Source organism: Pseudomonas sp. MEJ108 (assembly GCF_030208985.1).
In the GTDB taxonomy this organism is placed as follows: Bacteria; Pseudomonadota; Gammaproteobacteria; order Pseudomonadales; family Pseudomonadaceae; genus Aquipseudomonas; species Aquipseudomonas fragariae.
Map to the genome: position 1 here is coordinate 73,319 of NZ_JARVSW010000001.1, position 16,061 is coordinate 89,379.

Annotated in this window: 14 protein-coding genes; 4 read left to right on the forward strand and 10 right to left on the reverse strand. The window is 61.6% G+C overall.

Annotation, left to right across the window (positions count from 1 at the left end; all coding sequences use genetic code 11):
• The first annotated feature begins 90 nt into the window (after window positions 1-90).
• The gene (locus QRN50_RS00300; protein ID WP_192873903.1) at window positions 91-2,025 is read left to right on the forward strand and encodes a RecQ family ATP-dependent DNA helicase; all 1,935 of its coding nucleotides are present in this window, start codon (window positions 91-93) and stop codon (window positions 2,023-2,025) included.
• A gap of 133 nt (window positions 2,026-2,158) precedes the next feature.
• Here the strand turns inward: QRN50_RS00300 and QRN50_RS00305 are convergent, their stop codons facing one another.
• From QRN50_RS00305 to QRN50_RS00320, 4 genes are all read right to left on the reverse strand, one after another.
• Complete coding sequence (locus QRN50_RS00305) at window positions 2,159-2,599, reverse strand: glycine zipper domain-containing protein (RefSeq protein WP_003401931.1); 441 nt, start codon at window positions 2,597-2,599, stop codon at window positions 2,159-2,161.
• A 209-nt stretch (window positions 2,600-2,808) separates the two neighbouring features.
• Entirely contained in the window at window positions 2,809-5,145 is a 2,337-nt protein-coding gene (locus tag QRN50_RS00310) for an FdhF/YdeP family oxidoreductase (protein WP_003401937.1), read from the reverse strand.
• Entirely contained in the window at window positions 5,142-5,978 is an 837-nt protein-coding gene (fdhD, locus tag QRN50_RS00315; RefSeq protein ID WP_003372302.1) for a formate dehydrogenase accessory sulfurtransferase FdhD, read from the reverse strand. Before fdhD ends, QRN50_RS00310 begins: the two co-directional genes overlap by 4 nt.
• Window positions 5,979-6,081: 103 nt before the next feature.
• Window positions 6,082-6,963, reverse strand: coding sequence for a LysR family transcriptional regulator (locus QRN50_RS00320; protein ID WP_003401941.1), 882 nt, complete (start codon window positions 6,961-6,963; stop codon window positions 6,082-6,084).
• A 149-nt stretch (window positions 6,964-7,112) separates the two neighbouring features.
• Between QRN50_RS00320 and lysM the strand changes: the two genes are divergently transcribed.
• Window positions 7,113-7,553, forward strand: a complete 441-nt coding sequence (lysM, locus tag QRN50_RS00325) for a peptidoglycan-binding protein LysM (RefSeq protein ID WP_004406991.1) — start codon at window positions 7,113-7,115, stop codon at window positions 7,551-7,553.
• Between the two features lie 44 nt (window positions 7,554-7,597).
• Here the strand turns inward: lysM and yrfG are convergent, their stop codons facing one another.
• On the reverse strand, window positions 7,598-8,260 hold the full coding sequence (yrfG, locus tag QRN50_RS00330) for a GMP/IMP nucleotidase (protein ID WP_003343604.1): 663 nt from the start codon (window positions 8,258-8,260) through the stop codon (window positions 7,598-7,600).
• A 97-nt stretch (window positions 8,261-8,357) separates the two neighbouring features.
• On the opposite strand from yrfG, the gene nudE reads away from it, so the two are divergent.
• A complete protein-coding gene (gene nudE, locus QRN50_RS00335; RefSeq protein WP_003372295.1) occupies window positions 8,358-8,924 on the forward strand; it encodes an ADP compounds hydrolase NudE in 567 nt (188 codons plus the stop codon).
• Entirely contained in the window at window positions 8,921-9,769 is an 849-nt protein-coding gene (cysQ, locus tag QRN50_RS00340) for a 3'(2'),5'-bisphosphate nucleotidase CysQ (protein WP_096127174.1), read from the forward strand. The genes nudE and cysQ overlap by 4 nt, the downstream gene beginning before the upstream one ends.
• 547 nt (window positions 9,770-10,316) lie before the next feature.
• On the opposite strand, the gene QRN50_RS00345 is transcribed toward cysQ, so the two are convergent.
• The 5 genes from QRN50_RS00345 to rfbB form a co-directional block, all read right to left on the reverse strand.
• A complete protein-coding gene (locus QRN50_RS00345; RefSeq protein ID WP_096127175.1) occupies window positions 10,317-10,790 on the reverse strand; it encodes a YiiD C-terminal domain-containing protein in 474 nt (157 codons plus the stop codon).
• Window positions 10,777-12,168, reverse strand: a complete 1,392-nt coding sequence (locus tag QRN50_RS00350; protein ID WP_096127176.1) for a sigma-54-dependent transcriptional regulator — start codon at window positions 12,166-12,168, stop codon at window positions 10,777-10,779. Before QRN50_RS00350 ends, QRN50_RS00345 begins: the two co-directional genes overlap by 14 nt.
• Window positions 12,165-13,973 carry a sensor histidine kinase gene (locus tag QRN50_RS00355; protein ID WP_058823393.1) on the reverse strand — a complete coding sequence of 603 codons (1,809 nt, stop codon included), beginning with the start codon at window positions 13,971-13,973 and terminating at the stop codon, window positions 12,165-12,167. The genes QRN50_RS00350 and QRN50_RS00355 overlap by 4 nt, the downstream gene beginning before the upstream one ends.
• A 170-nt stretch (window positions 13,974-14,143) precedes the next feature.
• On the reverse strand, window positions 14,144-14,689 hold the full coding sequence (gene rfbC, locus QRN50_RS00360; RefSeq protein ID WP_004407004.1) for a dTDP-4-dehydrorhamnose 3,5-epimerase: 546 nt from the start codon (window positions 14,687-14,689) through the stop codon (window positions 14,144-14,146).
• Between the two features lie 80 nt (window positions 14,690-14,769).
• Window positions 14,770-15,852, reverse strand: a complete 1,083-nt coding sequence (rfbB, locus tag QRN50_RS00365) for a dTDP-glucose 4,6-dehydratase (RefSeq protein WP_011269320.1) — start codon at window positions 15,850-15,852, stop codon at window positions 14,770-14,772.
• Window positions 15,853-16,061 lie beyond the last annotated feature (209 nt).

The window sequence follows — 16,061 nt, forward strand, 5'->3', positions numbered from 1 at the left end:
GGTAGAGTTTCTGCAACGCTTTGGTGCTATGTGCATCCGGCCTGGCGCGTTAAGGTTGAGCCCGTTTTTTGACTGATGGATGGACCGCGAATGCACCAGCGTCTCGAACAGGTATTCGGCTACACACAGTTCCGGCCGGGGCAGGAGGCTGCCATCAGTGCGGTACTGGCCGGACGCTCGGCTGCGGCGATCTTTCCGACTGGCTCGGGCAAGTCGCTATGTTACCAATTGCCCGCCCTGATGTTGCCGCATTTGACGCTGGTGGTGTCGCCGTTGCTGGCGCTGATTCAGGATCAGCTTGCCTTCCTGCACCGCCATGGCATATCGGCGGCGAGCATTGATTCGGCGCAAAGCCGCGACGAGATCGCTGACGTGATGGCACGCGCACGTTCCGGCGAGCTGAAGATTCTGATGATCTCGGTCGAGCGCCTGAAGAACGAGCGCTTCCGCAATTTCATCGCTCAAGTGCCGATTTCCCTGCTGGTGGTCGACGAAGCGCACTGCATTTCGGAGTGGGGGCATAACTTCCGCCCCGACTACCTGAAACTGCCGGACTACCAGCGCGAATTCAATATTCCCCAGACATTGCTGCTGACCGCCACGGCGACCCCGCAAGTCATCATCGACATGCAGGACAAATTCGCCATCGCCCCCGAGGATGTGATCACCACCGGTTTCTACCGCGCCAACCTGCACCTGTGGGTCAAGCCGGTCAGCGGACGAGACAAGCGACGCCGGCTGGTGGAGTGGCTCAGCGAGCGTCGCGGGCAACCGACCATCGTTTACGTAACCCTGCAAAAGACAGCCGAACATATCGCCGCGCACCTGGAACAGCATGGCCTGCCCGCCAGCGCCTACCATGCCGGGCTGCCCAACGATCAGCGCGAGTCGATCCAGAAGCAGTTCATGGGCGGCCGTCTGAACTGCATCGTGGCAACCATCGCGTTCGGGATGGGCATCGACAAGAGCGACATTCGCAACGTGGTGCATTTCGACCTGCCCAAATCCATCGAGAACTACAGCCAGGAAATCGGTCGGGCAGGGCGTGATGGTGCTGCTTCGGATTGTCTGGTGCTGGCTAACCGCGACAGCCTCAACGTGCTGGAGAACTTCGTGTATGGCGATACGCCGGAGCGCGAGGGGATTGCCCGTGTGCTGGGAGACCTGCTCGGGGCGCGTCATGACGGGCAGTGGGAATTTCTGCTGGGGCCGCTCGCCGACCTCAGCAACATTCGTCAATTGCCGTTGAAGACCCTGCTGGTGCAACTGGAGCTGCGCGGGATCATTGCGCCGCGCTATGCGTATTTTGCCGAGTACCGCTTCAAGTTTCTGCTTCAGCCGCAAGACCTGATGGCGCGTTTCGAAGGGGAGCGACGCGAGTTCGTTCAAGCCCTGATCGACACCTCAAACCGGGCACGCACCTGGGCCACCGTCGATTTCCAGGCGATGTACCAGCAATACGGCGCCGAGCGCGGGCGGGTGGTCAAGGCGCTGGATTACTTTCAGGAAAAAGGCTGGATCGAGCTTGAAAGCAAACAGATGACCGAGGTCTACAGCCTGTTGCGCAGCGACTTTGATGCTCAGGCCTTGAGCATCGAATTGCACGATTATTTCGCTCATCACGAAGCCACTGAAGTGGCGCGCATTCACACCATGCTGGACGTGTTCGCCAGTGATCAGTGCCTGACCCATCGCCTGGCGCGGTACTTTGGTGACCACAATGCGCCTGAGCGCTGTGGGCATTGTTCAGTGTGCCTGGGCGAAGTCGCCCACCTGCCCGAACCACCCGCGCTGGAGCCCTTGGCAAATCGGGACTTTCAGCAACTGTGCAGCGAGTTTATCCACAAGCACCAGAACTACACCGGCCAGCCGCCCAGCGCCGACTGCCTGACGCGTTTTCTATGCGGTATCAGCGTGCCGCTGTTCACCAGGCTCAAAGCCCGCGCCACCACCGGGTTTGCGGTGCTGGAGGACTATCCGTACGCACAGGTCAGGACGTGGGTGCAGGCGATGGCTGGCAACTGACTACGCGTACACATTCATCTGACCAGGTGGGGCAATGCTCTGCATCCAGTCCTGAGCCTGCGTTGCGACAGACAAATGAAAACCGGCCGCTCAAGAGCGGCCGGTTTTTATGTTTCAGTAACTGACGGTGGTATCAGTCACGATGACGGCGATGGCCGTGGTGCTTCGGGCGATGGCCATGGTCACGGCCACCACGATAACGACGATCATCGCTGCGGCTTTCGTTGCCCATGTAGTTGCCGAGTGCAGCACCGCCGCCGCCACCTACCGCCGAGCCGACCAGGCTGCCGGTGTTGCCGCCGACGCTGCGACCCAGCACATTACCGCCCGCTGCGCCCAGACCGCCGCCAATGGCTGCCTCTGTGCGGTTGCGACGGTCCGCGCCTACAGCGCCACCGGCTGCGCCGCCGACACCTGCGCCAATTGCTGAACCAGTGCTGCCGCCGACCTGCTGGCCGACGACCGAACCGAGTACCCCACCCAATGCTCCGCCTACGCCTGACTCGAGGTTGCCTGCAGACGCCGCACCGCTGATCAGGGTAAGAGACAACAACAGTATCGAGGAATACTTCATGTATGGAATCTCATAGGGATGACGGCGCGATCTTGGTGTCAAGTGAAGAATGTAGCAATGCAATTCCGACGAGTAACACGATTGCCACACAAACTGCTAAGTTATTGTTTTGGCTAAGGAACTTAAGTCTGAAAAGAGAGTCTGAGGTTACTTGCAAAAGGCCCGTTTCCAGTGAAACGGGCCTTTTTTGTGGGCGTCTTTCAGGGACGTCAGAGGATGCGTGCCGACTCTGCCGAGCGCTCGAGGCGGATGGCAACGAACTTCGATGTCGGCGTGCTGCTGCCATCGCCCACGCTTTCCAGCGGCACCAGCGGGTTGACCTCCGGGTAGTAGGCGGCAGCCTGACCGGCCGGAATATCGAACGGCAGCAAGGTGAAGCCTTTGACGCGGCGCTCGCGGTTATCACTCCAGATCGAAATCAGGTCCGCCTTCTGCCCCGGCTGGAAGCCCAGACGGATGATGTCGGCTTCGTTGACGAACAGCACGTCACGCTGACCCTTGACCCCGCGATAACGGTCGTCCAGGCCATAGATGGTGGTGTTGTACTGATCGTGCGAACGCATCGATTGCATGATCAGGTCCGGGATCTGCCCGGTCGAGCTGACGTGTTCATTGATCAGAGTCAACGGCAGCGCGTTGGACTTGAAGTTGGCGCGGGTCGACGCAGTGTTCCAGCGGCGTGCGCCAGCAGCGTTACCCAGGTAGAAGCCACCCGGGTGCTTGACGCGCTCGTTGAAATCCTTGAAGCCGGGGATGGTGTCGGCGATCAGGTCGCGAATCCGGTTGTAGTCTTCCACCAGCCACAACCAGTCCACAGGCGTCTTGCCCAGTGTGGCGTTGGCGATACCGGCGATGATCGCAGGCTCGGAACGCATTTGCTTCGACGACGGCTTCAACTGACCGTTGGAAGCGTGAACCATGCTGAACGAATCTTCCACGGTGACGGCTTGTGGGCCGTTGGCCTGGATATCAATGTCGGTGCGGCCGAAGCAAGGCAGGATCAGCGCGTCCTTGCCGTGGAACAGGTGGCTGCGGTTCAGCTTGGTGCTGATCTGTACGGTCAGATCGCACTTGCTGAGCGCTTCGGCGGTGCGATGGCTGTCCGGGGTGGCTTGGGCGAAGTTGCCGCCCAGCGCGATGAACACCTTGGCGCGGCCTTCGGCCATGGCGTGAATGGCTTCGACGACGTTGTGGCCGTTTTCGCGGGGCACTTTGAACTGGAAGCGTTTTTCCAGCGCATCGAGCAGGAACACCGGTGGGCGTTCGTTGATGCCCATGGTGCGGTCGCCCTGCACGTTACTGTGACCGCGCACCGGGCACAGACCGGCACCTGGACGACCGATGTTGCCGCGCAGCAGCATCAGGTTGGCAATTTCCTGGATGGTCGGCACCGAGTGACGGTGCTGGGTAATCCCCATCGCCCAGCACATGATCACGTTCTTGCCCTTGGCGTACATGCGTGCCGACTGTTCGATGTCGCTCAGCGGCAGGCCGGATTGCTCGACGATGGCGTCCCATGACGTGTCATCGATGGCGGCCAGGTATTCGAGTACGCCTTCGGTGTGTTCGTTGAGGAACGCGTGGTCGAACACCGAAGGTGCGTTGTTGGCCTGCGCCTCGCGCTCCCATTGCAGCAGGAACTTGGCCATGCCGCGCAACAGCGCCATGTCGCCACCCAGGGCAGGGCGGAAGTAGGCCGTGTTGGTCGGGCGGTCGCCGTTGGTGAGCATCTCGACCGGGTGTTGCGGATGCTGGAAACGCTCCAGACCACGCTCTTTGAGCGGGTTGACGCAAACCACCTGGGCGCCGCGCTGTACCGCTTCACGCAGTGGTTCGAGCATGCGCGGGTGGTTGGTGCCGGGGTTCTGACCGAGGACGAAGATGGCATCGGCGTGTTCGAAATCCTCGAACGTCACGGTGCCCTTGCCTACGCCGACGCTTTGCGACAGCGCTACGCCACTGGCCTCGTGGCACATGTTCGAGCAGTCCGGGAAGTTGTTGGTGCCATAGGCGCGTACGAACAGCTGATACAGGTACGCCGCTTCGTTGCTGGCGCGACCCGAGGTGTAGAACTCGGCCATGTTCGGGCTGGGCAGGTTCTTCAGGTGTTTGGCGATCAGCGCAAACGCGCTGTCCCAACTGATCGGCTTGTAACGGTCGGTTTCCGCGTCATAGCTCATCGGCTCGGTCAGACGGCCCTGATACTCGAGCCAGTAATCGCTCTGCTCCATCAGCGAGCTGACGCTGTAGCGGGCGAAGAAGGCCGGGTCGACGCGGCGCTTGGTCGCTTCCCAGTTCACCGCCTTGGCGCCGTTCTCGCAGAACTTGACCATGCCGCTTTCCGGCGAGTCGCCCCACGCGCAGCCCGGGCAGTCGAAACCGCCGTTCTGGTTGGTCTTGAGCATCATGCGCAGGTTCTTCAGCGCGTTGTCACTGCCCAGCCAGTGTTGCGTCACGCTGATCAGTGCGCCCCATCCGCCTGCCGCACCTTTGTACGGCTTGTAGCGGGGGGTTGGTGTCTTGTCGGCTTGATGATGAGTGCTCACGCTTGAATCTCCATCGCAGGGCTATAGACCCGCGGCGCACTTTTCTGCGGCAGGTGAATTAGATTGAGGTTATGACGACGGGCCCATTGCAGGGCCAGGCCGGTGGGCGACGACAGGCTGACCAGCGTCTGGATGCCGGCGCGCAATACTTTCTGAATCAGTTCCAGGCTGCAGCGGCTGGTCACGATGGCGACGCCGCCGGCCAGGGGGATGTCCTGGCGGATCAGGGCGCCGATCAGTTTGTCCAGCGCGTTGTGGCGGCCGATGTCTTCACGGCCCAGCAACAGCTGGCCATTACCGTCCATGAACACCGCCGCATGCACAGCGCCGCAATGGCGGCCAAGCGGCTGGAACTCGCCGATGCGCTGACGCAGGCCTTCCAGCCATTCGATCGGGGGCAGGGGCGCGCCGGGCAGCGCCTTCAGGTCAGGCAATGCCTGCTCGACGGCTTCAACGCCACACAGTCCGCAACCGCTGGTGCCCGCCAGTTGCCGACGCTGCTGCTTGAGTTCCCAGAACGCGCGGCTGGCGATCTCGACCTCGGCCTGCATGGCCGAGCCGCAACCGCTGATTTTGAAGTCGTAGATTTCGTCATGCGAGGCAATGATGCCGCTGCCCAGACTGAAACCGACGATAAAGTCTTCCAGATCGGTCGGGCTGACCAGCATGACCGCCTGGCTGATACCGTTGTAGGCAATCGCCAGTGCCACTTCTTCGGCAAGTTCGTTGCGTGCAGAGTCCGTGCCCTCGAGATTCGAGTAGCTGTAGGACTGGCTTGCTTCGGGGGCTGGCGTAGCAAAGGACGCCGAGCTGACCTTGCGCGTAACGGGCATGGGCTGAAATACCGGCAGAATGACATCTGCAAGACTAGGCCCGTTATTGGAAATCGTCTAATCGCTAGTGCTGATGCCCCGATAGATGACGTCGATCAACGCTCTAGCGCGGTATTTCCGCTACCAGTGCAAAGCAGGCTTCAGCCAGTGCCGAGCGCGGCGCACTGCGGCGCATGATCAACCCCAGCCGGGCCAAAGTCCGGGAGTCGGCAATCGGATGCAGGCGCAAATGTTCGGTCAGCGTTTCCAGACCGCCATCCAGCGGCATGATCGCGCAGCAAAAACCGCCGTGTACGGCTTGCAGCAACTGATGAACGGCATCGGTTTGTATCAGCGGATTGGGTTGCAGGCCGCGGCTATGGAAGTTGTGATCGATCGACTGGCGAAAATGCATGCCGCTGGTCAGCGTGCCCAGCGGCAACTCGACCAGGTCGGCCCAGCTCAAGGGATCGTCACCAAAGGTAAAGTGCCGACGGTCATACAGCAGGCCCATGCGTGTGTCGTCCAGGGTCAGCGAATCGAAACGCTCGTTGTCCAGCCGTTCCAGGTACGAAACGCCCAGGTCGATACGATTGCTCGCCAGTTGTTCCAGCACTTGCTCGGAGCTGAGTGACGACAGCTCGAAGCGCAGATTGGGGTGCATCTGGTGCAGCCGGTGCAGCAATGGCAGCGGATCGAAGCTCGACAGCGGCACCACGCCCAGGCGCAACGTCCCGACCAGATGACCGCGGCAGGCGGCCGCTTCAGCCTGCAGACCGTCGTAGGCCGCCAGTACCGTGCGTGCCCAGGCCAATACGCGTTCGCCTGGCGCAGTGAAACCCTCGAAGCGCTGGCCGCGATTGACCAGTGGCAAGCCTAGCTCTTCTTCCAGATTGCGCAGGCGCATCGACAGTGTCGGCTGGGTGATGTTGCAACGCGCAGCCGCCTGGCCGAAGTGCCTCGTCTCGTCGAGGGCGATCAGAAATTTAAGTTGCTTGATGTCCATATTCACTCCGGTGAGCCATCCAGACAGCCGATTCTACGCGTTCAGGCTGAACGATGGTCGAGCTACGTTGGTCGGAAGCCTGCAGCCCTTGATTTACGAGGGCTACACTAATCGCGCAGTCCTCAACACTACTTACGGATAACCAGAAAATGAGTCTTATCAGTTTCATCAAAGAAGCAGGCGAGAAAATTCTGGATGCACTTCTGCCAGATAAAGCCAACGCCGATGAGGTGCTGAAAAAGCATATCTCCGAAGTCGGCCTGGGCAACCCCAATGTGCAGACCGAGGTTAACGGCGGCACGGTCATCGTCAAAGGCGAAGTCTCCAGCCAGGAAGAGCGGGAAAAGATCGTTCTGACCCTGGGCAATATCCACGGCGTGGAAAAAGTCGACGACCAGATGACTGTCTCGGGCGGCGCAGGCGCTGAGTCCGAATACGTGGAAGTGAAGTCGGGCGACACCCTCAGCGCTATTTCCAAGCGCGTGTATGGCGATGCCAACCAGTACCAGAAAATCTTTGAAGCCAACAAGCCCATGCTCAAGAGCGTGGACAAGATTTATCCGGGTCAGAAGCTTCGTATTCCGAAGTGAACTGAAGACGCTGCCCGCCTTTTCAGGCGGGCACACGGCTTTGCTTACAATCCCTTGCTCAGCTCCCGGTAGTCGTCCACTGCGGCGAACTCTTCGGTGTCTTTCGGGCCTTTCTGGCTGTTGGGCTGGCTGACTGCCAGCAAATGAGCTACACCGAAGTGTCGAGCGCTGCGCAGGATCGGCAGGGTGTCGTCGATGAACAGACTGCGTGCCGGGTCGAACGCTGTTTCGGCCTTCAACGCGTCCCAGAAATGCTGGCTTTCCTTGGGAAAGCCGTAATCGTGAGAGCTGATCAGGCGTTCGAAATAAGGCGCCAGCTCGATTCGCTCCATTTTCAGCGACAACGAATCACGGTGCGCATTGGTGATCATGATCACCCGCTTGCCGGCCTTTTGCAGGGCCGCCAGAAAGGTCTCGGCGTCCGGGCGCAGTGCAATCATGTGGGCGATTTCGCGTTTCAGGTCGCGAACCGAGAGGTTAAGCTCGGCGCTCCAGAAATCCAGGCAGTACCAGTTGAGCGTGCCCGCGTTGTTTTCGAACAGCGGTTTCAATTCCAGCCAGGCCATGGCGAAACTGACGCCGTGCAGTTCGGCGTAGCGCTGCGGCAGGTGCTGCATCCAGAAGTGTTCGTCGTAATGCAGGTCGAGCAACGTGCCGTCCATATCCAGCAGGACGGTATCGATTTCGCTCCAGGGCATGGAAAGCATTCTGGCCTCGTCAGGGGGTTGATAGCGGGTAAGCATATCCGACACAGACATCGGGAAAAGCTCGGTATAGTACCTCGTTCATGTAAAGGAGCCTGTCATGCGTCAGAAACCTACCGTACTTGCCCGCGCAATCGTCGCCAGTAGTCGTCTGTTCCGCGTTGAAGAGCTGCAATTGCGCTTTGCCAATGGCGTCGAGCGGACCTATGAGCGTCTTGCCAGCAAAGGCACGGGCCCCGGGGCGGTGATGATCGTGGCCATGCTCGATGCCGATCACGCTGTGCTGATCGAAGAATATTGCGGCGGCACCGATGCCTACGAGCTGTCCCTGCCCAAGGGCCTGATCGAGCCGGGCGAAGACGTGCTGGCGGCTGCCAACCGTGAACTCAAGGAAGAGGCCGGCTTCGGTGCGCGGGAGCTGGAGCTGTTGACCGAGCTGTCGCTGTCCCCCGGCTACATGAGCCAGAAAATTCAGGTGGTTCTGGCCACCGACCTGTACGAAGAGCGGCTGGAAGGCGACGAGCCCGAGCCGATCCGGGTCGACCGGATCAACCTGCGCGAGCTGTCGAGCCTTGCCCAGAATGCCCAGTTCAGCGAAGGCCGGGCGCTGGCCGCGCTGTACCTCACACGTGACCTGCTGACCCAGCGTGGATTGTTTCAGCCATGACCGATTCGTTGCACAACCTGCCACATCCGCTGCTCGCCCCGGTGATTGAACTCACGCGACTGGCGGGCGAAGTGATCCTGCCGTTCTGGCGCGCCAATGTCACCGTGACCACCAAGACTGACGACTCGCCGGTGACCGCCGCTGATCTGGCCGCCCATCAGGTGCTGGTCGAGGGCCTGCAGGCGCTTGATCCGGACATTCATGTGCTCTCTGAAGAGGACGCTGACATCCCCTTCCGCCAGCGGGCAAGCTGGGAGCGCTGGTGGCTGGTCGATCCGCTGGACGGCACCAAGGAGTTCATCTCCGGCAGCGAAGAGTTCACCGTCAATGTCGCACTGATCGAACGCGGCCGCGTGGTATTCGGTGTGGTCTCGATGCCCACCAACAACCGTTGTTACTTCGGCGGTGCCGGGCTGGGTGCCTGGCGCAGCGATGGCGTCGGCCACCTCCAGCCGATCGCCGTGCGCAATCAGCTTGGCGAAGGGCAGACCTTTACCGTGGTCGCCAGCCGCCGCCACTCCAGCCCGGAGCAGGAGCATTTGCTGGCGGGCCTGTCGAACGGGCTGGGTCATTTGCAACTGACCAACATCGGCAGCTCACTGAAATTCTGCCTGCTGGCCGAAGGCGCCGCCGACTGCTACCCACGCCTGGCCCCGACCTCGCAATGGGACACCGCTGCGGCGCAGGGCGTGCTTGAAGGTGCAGGAGGCGAAGTGTTGCAACTGGACGGCCAGCCGTTCAGCTACCCGGCCCGCGAATCACTGCTCAACCCGTTCTTCCTGGCCCTGCCGGCCAACGCCGAATGGCGCGACAAACTGCTGGTGCTGGTGCTGGCGCAGTCCTGAGGCCGGGCCTCAAGGCCTCTGCCCGGCGGGCGTAGAAGCGAACCGGGCGACGTTTCGCTTGCTCGCGAAAGGGCCGGTGCATCCACAGCAAATCCAGTGCTTGAAACGACGCCTTCGCGAACAAGTTCGCTCCTACAAAAGCGCTGAGACGCTTGGCTGAGACAGTTTCACCAGTGCTAAAGCGCACGGCCTGTTCTTCGCTTGATACAGGTATGCAGGGTCAGGCGCGTTCTTGTGGAGCCAGCTTGCTCGCGAATGCGATTGATCAGACGATGAATTTTTGCCGATTGCACCGGCCTCTTCGCGAGCAAGCTCGCTCCCACAGGTCTGCATCCACTACGCGCAGCCTCACTGGCGCAACATGAACTGCCCGACAAAGCGCACGACCTGTTCTTCGCTTAATACAGGTATGCAGGGTCAGGCGCGTTCTTGTGGGAGCGAGCTTGCTCGCGAATACGATTGATCAGACGATGAATTTTTGCGGATTACACTGGCCTCTTCGCGAGCAAGCTCGCTCCCACGGGTAGTGAATTGACTGCGCGCAGCCTCACCGGTGCAACACAAACTGCCCGACGAAGCGCACGGCGTGTTCTTTGCTGTCCTGCTCGCTGATGCCGGTGTGCAGGGTCAGGCGGGCGCGGCCTCGGCGTTGGTAGGTGGTGATGAATTTGTCCCACTGCGCCAGCTCGGGCGCGTCGCAGCGGGCGATGGCGTCGCTGCGTACCGGCAGTGGATAACTGATCTGTCCGTCCTGAATCACGATATGCCCATCGGTGATCCCGGCTTCGCGCAGCCGCAGGTGCAGCCAGCCCCAGCCCGCCAGTACCGCGCCGCAATACAGGCTGCCGCCGAACAGTGTGCTCTTGTGGTTGACGTTGGGTGCCAGCGGCAGGTGCAGGCGCAGGGTCTGGTTGTGCCAGTCGATCACGCGCATGCCCATCTCGCGGGTCAGCGGGATGTCGTGGTGCAGCACCTGCTCCAGTGCGTGGGCGGCGTCATGTCCAGGCTCAATCGTTGTCATCGGAAGCTCCGCTGCTGTCGCCGAACGTCAGGCCGTGCTTGCGCAGTTTGTCGTGCAGGGTCTTGCGCGGCACACCCAGCGCTTCCGCGAGGCTGCGCACCGAGCTGTGCGGGCGCGCCAGTTCGGCGGCGATCAACGCGCGCTCGAAGCTTTCCACCTGATCACTCAAACCACCACCCGGCGGTGGCGCTTGCTCTGCATCAACGCCTTCCGGCTCCAGCTCCAGTTCCAGACCCAGCGCAAAACGCTCGGCAGCGTTTTGCAGTTCTCGGACATTGCCCGGCCAGTTATGCCGCAACAGCAGCGCGCGCTGCCCCGGCTTGAGTTCGTGCTTGGGGATGCCGTGGCGCATGCTCGCGGCATCGGCGTAATGTTCGAACAGCATCAGCGCATCTTCACCCCGTTCGCGCAACGGCGGGATGCGCAGCGAGGCCACGTTCAGGCGGTAATACAAGTCTGCCCGGAAGCGGCCCTGATCGGCCGCGTGACGCAGGTCTTCCTTGGTCGCGGCGATGATGCGGATGTCCAGCGGGATCTGCTGATTGCTGCCCATTCGCTCGACCACGCGCTCCTGCAGCAGGCGCAGCAGCTTGACCTGCACATCCAGGCTCATGCTTTCAATTTCATCGAGGAACAGCGTACCGCCATTGGCAAATTCGAACTTGCCGATACGCCGCTTCTGCGCGCCGGTAAAGGCGCCTGGTTCGTGACCGAACAGCTCGCTTTCCACCACCGATTCAGCCAGCGCCCCGGCGTTGATCGCCACGAACGGGCCGCTGCGGCGGTTGGACAGGTCGTGCAGCGCGCGGGCGACCACTTCTTTGCCTGCGCCGGTTTCGCCGAGGATCAGCACGTCGGCTCGCGTCCCGGCCAATGCGCCGATTTGTTCGCGCAGACGCAGGATCGGCGGCGACTGACCGATCAGGCGCGCGCTCAGTTGCTGGCGATCACTCAGGGCCAGGCGCAGGCTGCGGTTATCCAGCACCAGACGGCGCAGCGCCAGGGCACGGCGCACGCTGTCGAGCATGGCGTCGCTGGCGAAGGGCTTTTCCAGAAAGTCGTAGGCCCCGGCGCGCATGGCCTTTACCGCCAGCGGCACATCGCCATGCCCGGTGATCAGCAGTACCGGCAGGTCGGGGTCCTGCGCGTGAAGCTGGTCGAGCAGTTCCAGGCCATCCATGCCCTGCATGCGAATATCGCTGACCACCACGCCCGGCCAGTCGCGGCCGATGCGTTCGGCCAGCCCGGTGGCCTCGGGCAGTGACAGAACGTTCAGGCCAGCCAGGTCCAGCGTCTGACGCAGGGCCTGACGCAGGTGCGAATCGTCGTCGATCAGCACCACCTGAATCTGGCTGTCGATGGCTGTGTCCGAACTCATGCAGAAAGGTCCTCTGGCGGTTGAAGATTGGCCCCGGAAGCCCCGGCTCGCAGGCGCAGGGTCAGCAGCGCACCGCCGCTGGGATGGTTGGCGAACAGCAATTCGCCGCCCAGCGCGCGCATCAGCGTATCGCAGATGGCCAGACCGAGGCCAAGGCCCTGGGTGCGGGTCTTGGTCGTAAAGAAGGGCTCGCGGGCCCGCGCCAGTGCTTCCTGGGAAAAGCCGGGGCCGTTGTCACGAATGTACAGGTTAACGCCCTCGGCAGTTTGCTCGACACTTATCCACAGCCGGCGCGGCGGGCCTTTTTCAGTGAGGGCGTCCAGCGCGTTGGCGATCAGATTGCCGAGCACCTGACGCAGACGCGTTTCACCGGCCTGCACCCAGATCGTGGCGTCCGGCAGGTCACGGATCAGTTCGACTTCCATGGCGCGCCGCCGCTTGGCCAGCAACGCCAGCGCATCTTCCAGCGCCGGTTGCAGTGCCACGCTTTCAGGGGCGTGGCGGTCGCGACGGGCGAAGGCGCGCAAGTGCGCGATGATCGAGGCCATGCGCCCGGTCAGTTCGCTGATCAGCTTGAGGTTGCCGCGTGCGTCCTCGGTGCGCTGATGATCGAGCAGCACTTCGGCGTTTTCGGCGTAACTGCGGATAGCGGCCAATGGCTGGTTCAGCTCATGGCTGATACTCGCCGACATGGTGCCCAGCGCCGTCAGTTTGCTGGTCTGTACCAGTTCGTCCTGAGCCTGCACCAGTTCCTGCTGCGCCTGCTCGCGCTCCAGCACTTCCTGGCGCAGACGGCTGTTGAGCCCCTCCAGATCGCTGGTCCGCTCGATAACCCGCATCTCCAGCTCGCGGCGCGCCTTGGCCTCGAAAGCGATGCGGTCCAGATAATGACGACGACGCTGCATCATCAGGCCCAGCAACAACATCAGCACCAGCAGCGCTGCGCCGCCAATCGCCACCACCGTGCGTACCTGACGGTCGACAAGGGCGCGAGGCGCGAGGATGTTGACGTTCCAGCCGGTCTCTTCGATGGCCTGGGTCTGGGTCAGCCAGGCGTTTTCATCGATCCTCAACGGGCGCGGATCGCGGGTCGGGTAGGACTGGATCGCGACGATGGCTTTTTTCTCGTCATCGGTCAGGTCGCGTGTCGCCCGAAAACGCCATTCGGGGTTGGAGGTCAGAATTACCACGCCGTTCTGGTCGGTCAGCAGCAGTTGTTCGGGCGTCTTGCCCCACAGGGTTTCGGTGTGGTCCAGATCGACCTTGACCACCAGCACGCCGATGATTCGCTCACCGTCACGCACCGGGCCGGCGAAAAAGTAGCCACGTTTGGCAGAGGTCGTGCCGAGGCCGAAGAACCGCCCGGTTCTGCCCGCCCGCGCATCGATGAAATAGGGCCTGAACGAGAAGTTTCGGCCAATGAAACTGTCCTTGTGATCCGAGTTGGAGGCCGCCAGGGTCAGGCCGTTTGCGTCCATCAGGTACATGACATCGGCACCGGTCTGGCGCGTGATTTCGCTGAGCAGACGGTTGGCGTTTACCAGGGTAGGTGTGTCGCCCGGTGCCGCCAGTGCGGCGCGCAAGGCCGGCAGGTCGCCGAGGATCTGCGGCAGGGTTTCGTAACGGTGCAGGGTGCCGAGCAGGTTGGCGACGTACAGGTCCAGGGTCTGGCGGTTCTGACTGGCCAGCACGTTGCGGTAATAACGTTCGGCCAGATGCTCCAGCGGCCACAGCAACGGCGCCAGGCAGAGTGCCAGAAGGGCAAGGCTGCGCCAGCGAGGGCGGGGCGGCAGAGCGGGAGTCATGGTCATCGATTGGCCGTCGCCGAAGGGTTGACGATGCCTGCTGGCGATCACGCCGCGGCAGGCAACAGAAACACCCGGTCGATCCTGACGTGGGCATCAGGCGCGTATTATGCCCGCCGCCGGCTTGTCAGGCACCCGGACATTGCGCCGGGCGGCCTTGGGTCGCGGGCTCAGGGAAACAGGTCGGCTTCTTTCAGGCGCTTGCCTTGCTGATCCTTGGCCGACAGGTTGGGCTGGCCGTCGAACTGCCAGTCGATGGCCAGTTCCGCATCGTCCCAGGCGATGCAGCGTTCGGCCGAAGGCGTGTAGTAATCGGTGGTCTTGTACAGGAACTCGGCGTTTTCGCTGAGCACCACGAAGCCATGGGCAAAGCCTTCCGGAACCCACAGCTGACGGGCGTTTTCAGCGGACAGCTCGACGCCGACCCACTGGCCGAAGTTCGGCGAGCTGCGACGAATGTCCACGGCCACATCCAGCACCTTGCCGACCGTGACGCGCACCAGTTTGCCCTGGGCATTCTCGATCTGATAATGCAGACCGCGCAGGACGCCGCGCTGCGAACGCGAGTGGTTGTCCTGTACGAATTCACGGGTCAGGCCAGTGGCAGCCTGAAAAGCCTTGGCGTTGAAACTTTCATAGAAAAAACCTCGTTCATCACCGAATACCTTGGGTTCGAGAATCAGGACTTCCGGCAATTTTGTTGCGACTACGTTCACGTGGCTTCCCCTGCAATGTTCAATAAGTCGTGGCGACTCGACAGTCTGCCCTGAGGCGCGCCTGCCGAGAAGGGTGCTGATCAGGCAATCAGGTCTTTAGGCTCGGTAAAGCCCAGTCGTTCGCCCTGATAACTGCCGTCCTGAACCCTGCGGCACCAGTCCAGGTTATCCAGGTACCACTGCACAGTCTTGCGCAGCCCGGACTCGAAGGTTTCTTCGGGCGTCCAGTCGAGCTCCTTGTCGATCTTGCCGGCATCGATGGCGTAACGCTGATCGTGGCCCGGACGGTCGACCACGTAGGTGATCAGGTCGCTGTACTGCGCGACGCCTGCCGGATGCTGCGGGGCGAGCTCATCGAGCAGCGCGCAGATACCACGCACCACGTCGATGTTTTTCTGCTCGTTGTGGCCACCGATGTTGTACGTCTCGCCGACTTCACCTTCGGTCACCACCTTGAGCAGTGCCCGCGCATGATCCTCGACGTACAGCCAGTCGCGCACTTGCAGGCCATTGCCGTACACCGGCAGGGGCTTGCCCGCGAGGGCGTTGAGAATCACCAGCGGGATGAGCTTTTCCGGGAAGTGGAACGGCCCGTAGTTGTTGGAGCAGTTGGTCACCACCACCGGCAGGCCATAGGTACGGTGCCAGGCACGCACCAGGTGGTCGGACGCCGCCTTGCTCGCCGAGTAAGGTGAGCTGGGCGCATACGGTGTGGTTTCGGTGAACAGATCATCGACACCGTGCAGGTCGCCATACACCTCATCAGTGGAAATATGGTGAAAGCGGAACGCCTGGCGCTGCGCTTCCGGCAGTTTCAGCCACCAGGCGCGCGTGGCCTCCAGCAGGCTGTACGTGCCGACGATGTTGGTCTGGATGAACTCGGCCGGACCATCGATGGAGCGGTCGACGTGGGATTCAGCCGCCAGGTGCATGATCGCCTGCGGCGCAAAGCGCTCGAGCACCGCGCTGACACGGGCCTGATCGCAGATATCCGCCTGCACGAACTCATAGCGCGTGTCGGTGGCAATCGACTGCAGCGATTCAAGGTTGCCCGCGTAGGTCAATTTGTCGAAGTTCAGCACTTCGTGGTCGGTGTTGTTTATCAGGTGGCGGATCAGTGCAGAGCCGATGAAACCTGCGCCCCCGGTAACGAGTATTCGCATGAACTGACCTTCTTGTGTGTTCTGGAGTAATGCAGCATAGCGCTTGAGCGCGTATGACAGGATCGAACCATTAAACCCGAGCAGGCGGTTGAATAAAACTCCGGCTGATTTCCGACCTGAGGTGCAGGTGCGGATTGGTCGCGCAGTGCAATCCCCCTATAGTCAATGCCCCTACAGTTGCGCGACTGCCCATCACGCCTTGCTCATTG

Excerpts from the sequence above, each read along its gene's own strand:
- QRN50_RS00300 (WP_192873903.1), top strand. The coding sequence starts at position 91 with ATGCACCAGCGTCTCGAACAGGTATTCGGCTACACACAGTTCCGGCCG.
- QRN50_RS00305 (WP_003401931.1), bottom strand. The coding sequence starts at position 2,599 with ATGAAGTATTCCTCGATACTGTTGTTGTCTCTTACCCTGATCAGCGGT.
- fdhD (WP_003372302.1), bottom strand. The coding sequence starts at position 5,978 with ATGCCCGTTACGCGCAAGGTCAGCTCGGCGTCCTTTGCTACGCCAGCC.
- QRN50_RS00320 (WP_003401941.1), bottom strand. The coding sequence starts at position 6,963 with ATGGACATCAAGCAACTTAAATTTCTGATCGCCCTCGACGAGACGAGG.
- lysM (WP_004406991.1), top strand. The coding sequence starts at position 7,113 with ATGAGTCTTATCAGTTTCATCAAAGAAGCAGGCGAGAAAATTCTGGAT.
- yrfG (WP_003343604.1), bottom strand. The coding sequence starts at position 8,260 with ATGCTTTCCATGCCCTGGAGCGAAATCGATACCGTCCTGCTGGATATG.
- nudE (WP_003372295.1), top strand. The coding sequence starts at position 8,358 with ATGCGTCAGAAACCTACCGTACTTGCCCGCGCAATCGTCGCCAGTAGT.
- cysQ (WP_096127174.1), top strand. The coding sequence starts at position 8,921 with ATGACCGATTCGTTGCACAACCTGCCACATCCGCTGCTCGCCCCGGTG.
- QRN50_RS00345 (WP_096127175.1), bottom strand. The coding sequence starts at position 10,790 with ATGACAACGATTGAGCCTGGACATGACGCCGCCCACGCACTGGAGCAG.
- QRN50_RS00350 (WP_096127176.1), bottom strand. The coding sequence starts at position 12,168 with ATGAGTTCGGACACAGCCATCGACAGCCAGATTCAGGTGGTGCTGATC.
- QRN50_RS00355 (WP_058823393.1), bottom strand. The coding sequence starts at position 13,973 with ATGACTCCCGCTCTGCCGCCCCGCCCTCGCTGGCGCAGCCTTGCCCTT.
- rfbB (WP_011269320.1), bottom strand. The coding sequence starts at position 15,852 with ATGCGAATACTCGTTACCGGGGGCGCAGGTTTCATCGGCTCTGCACTG.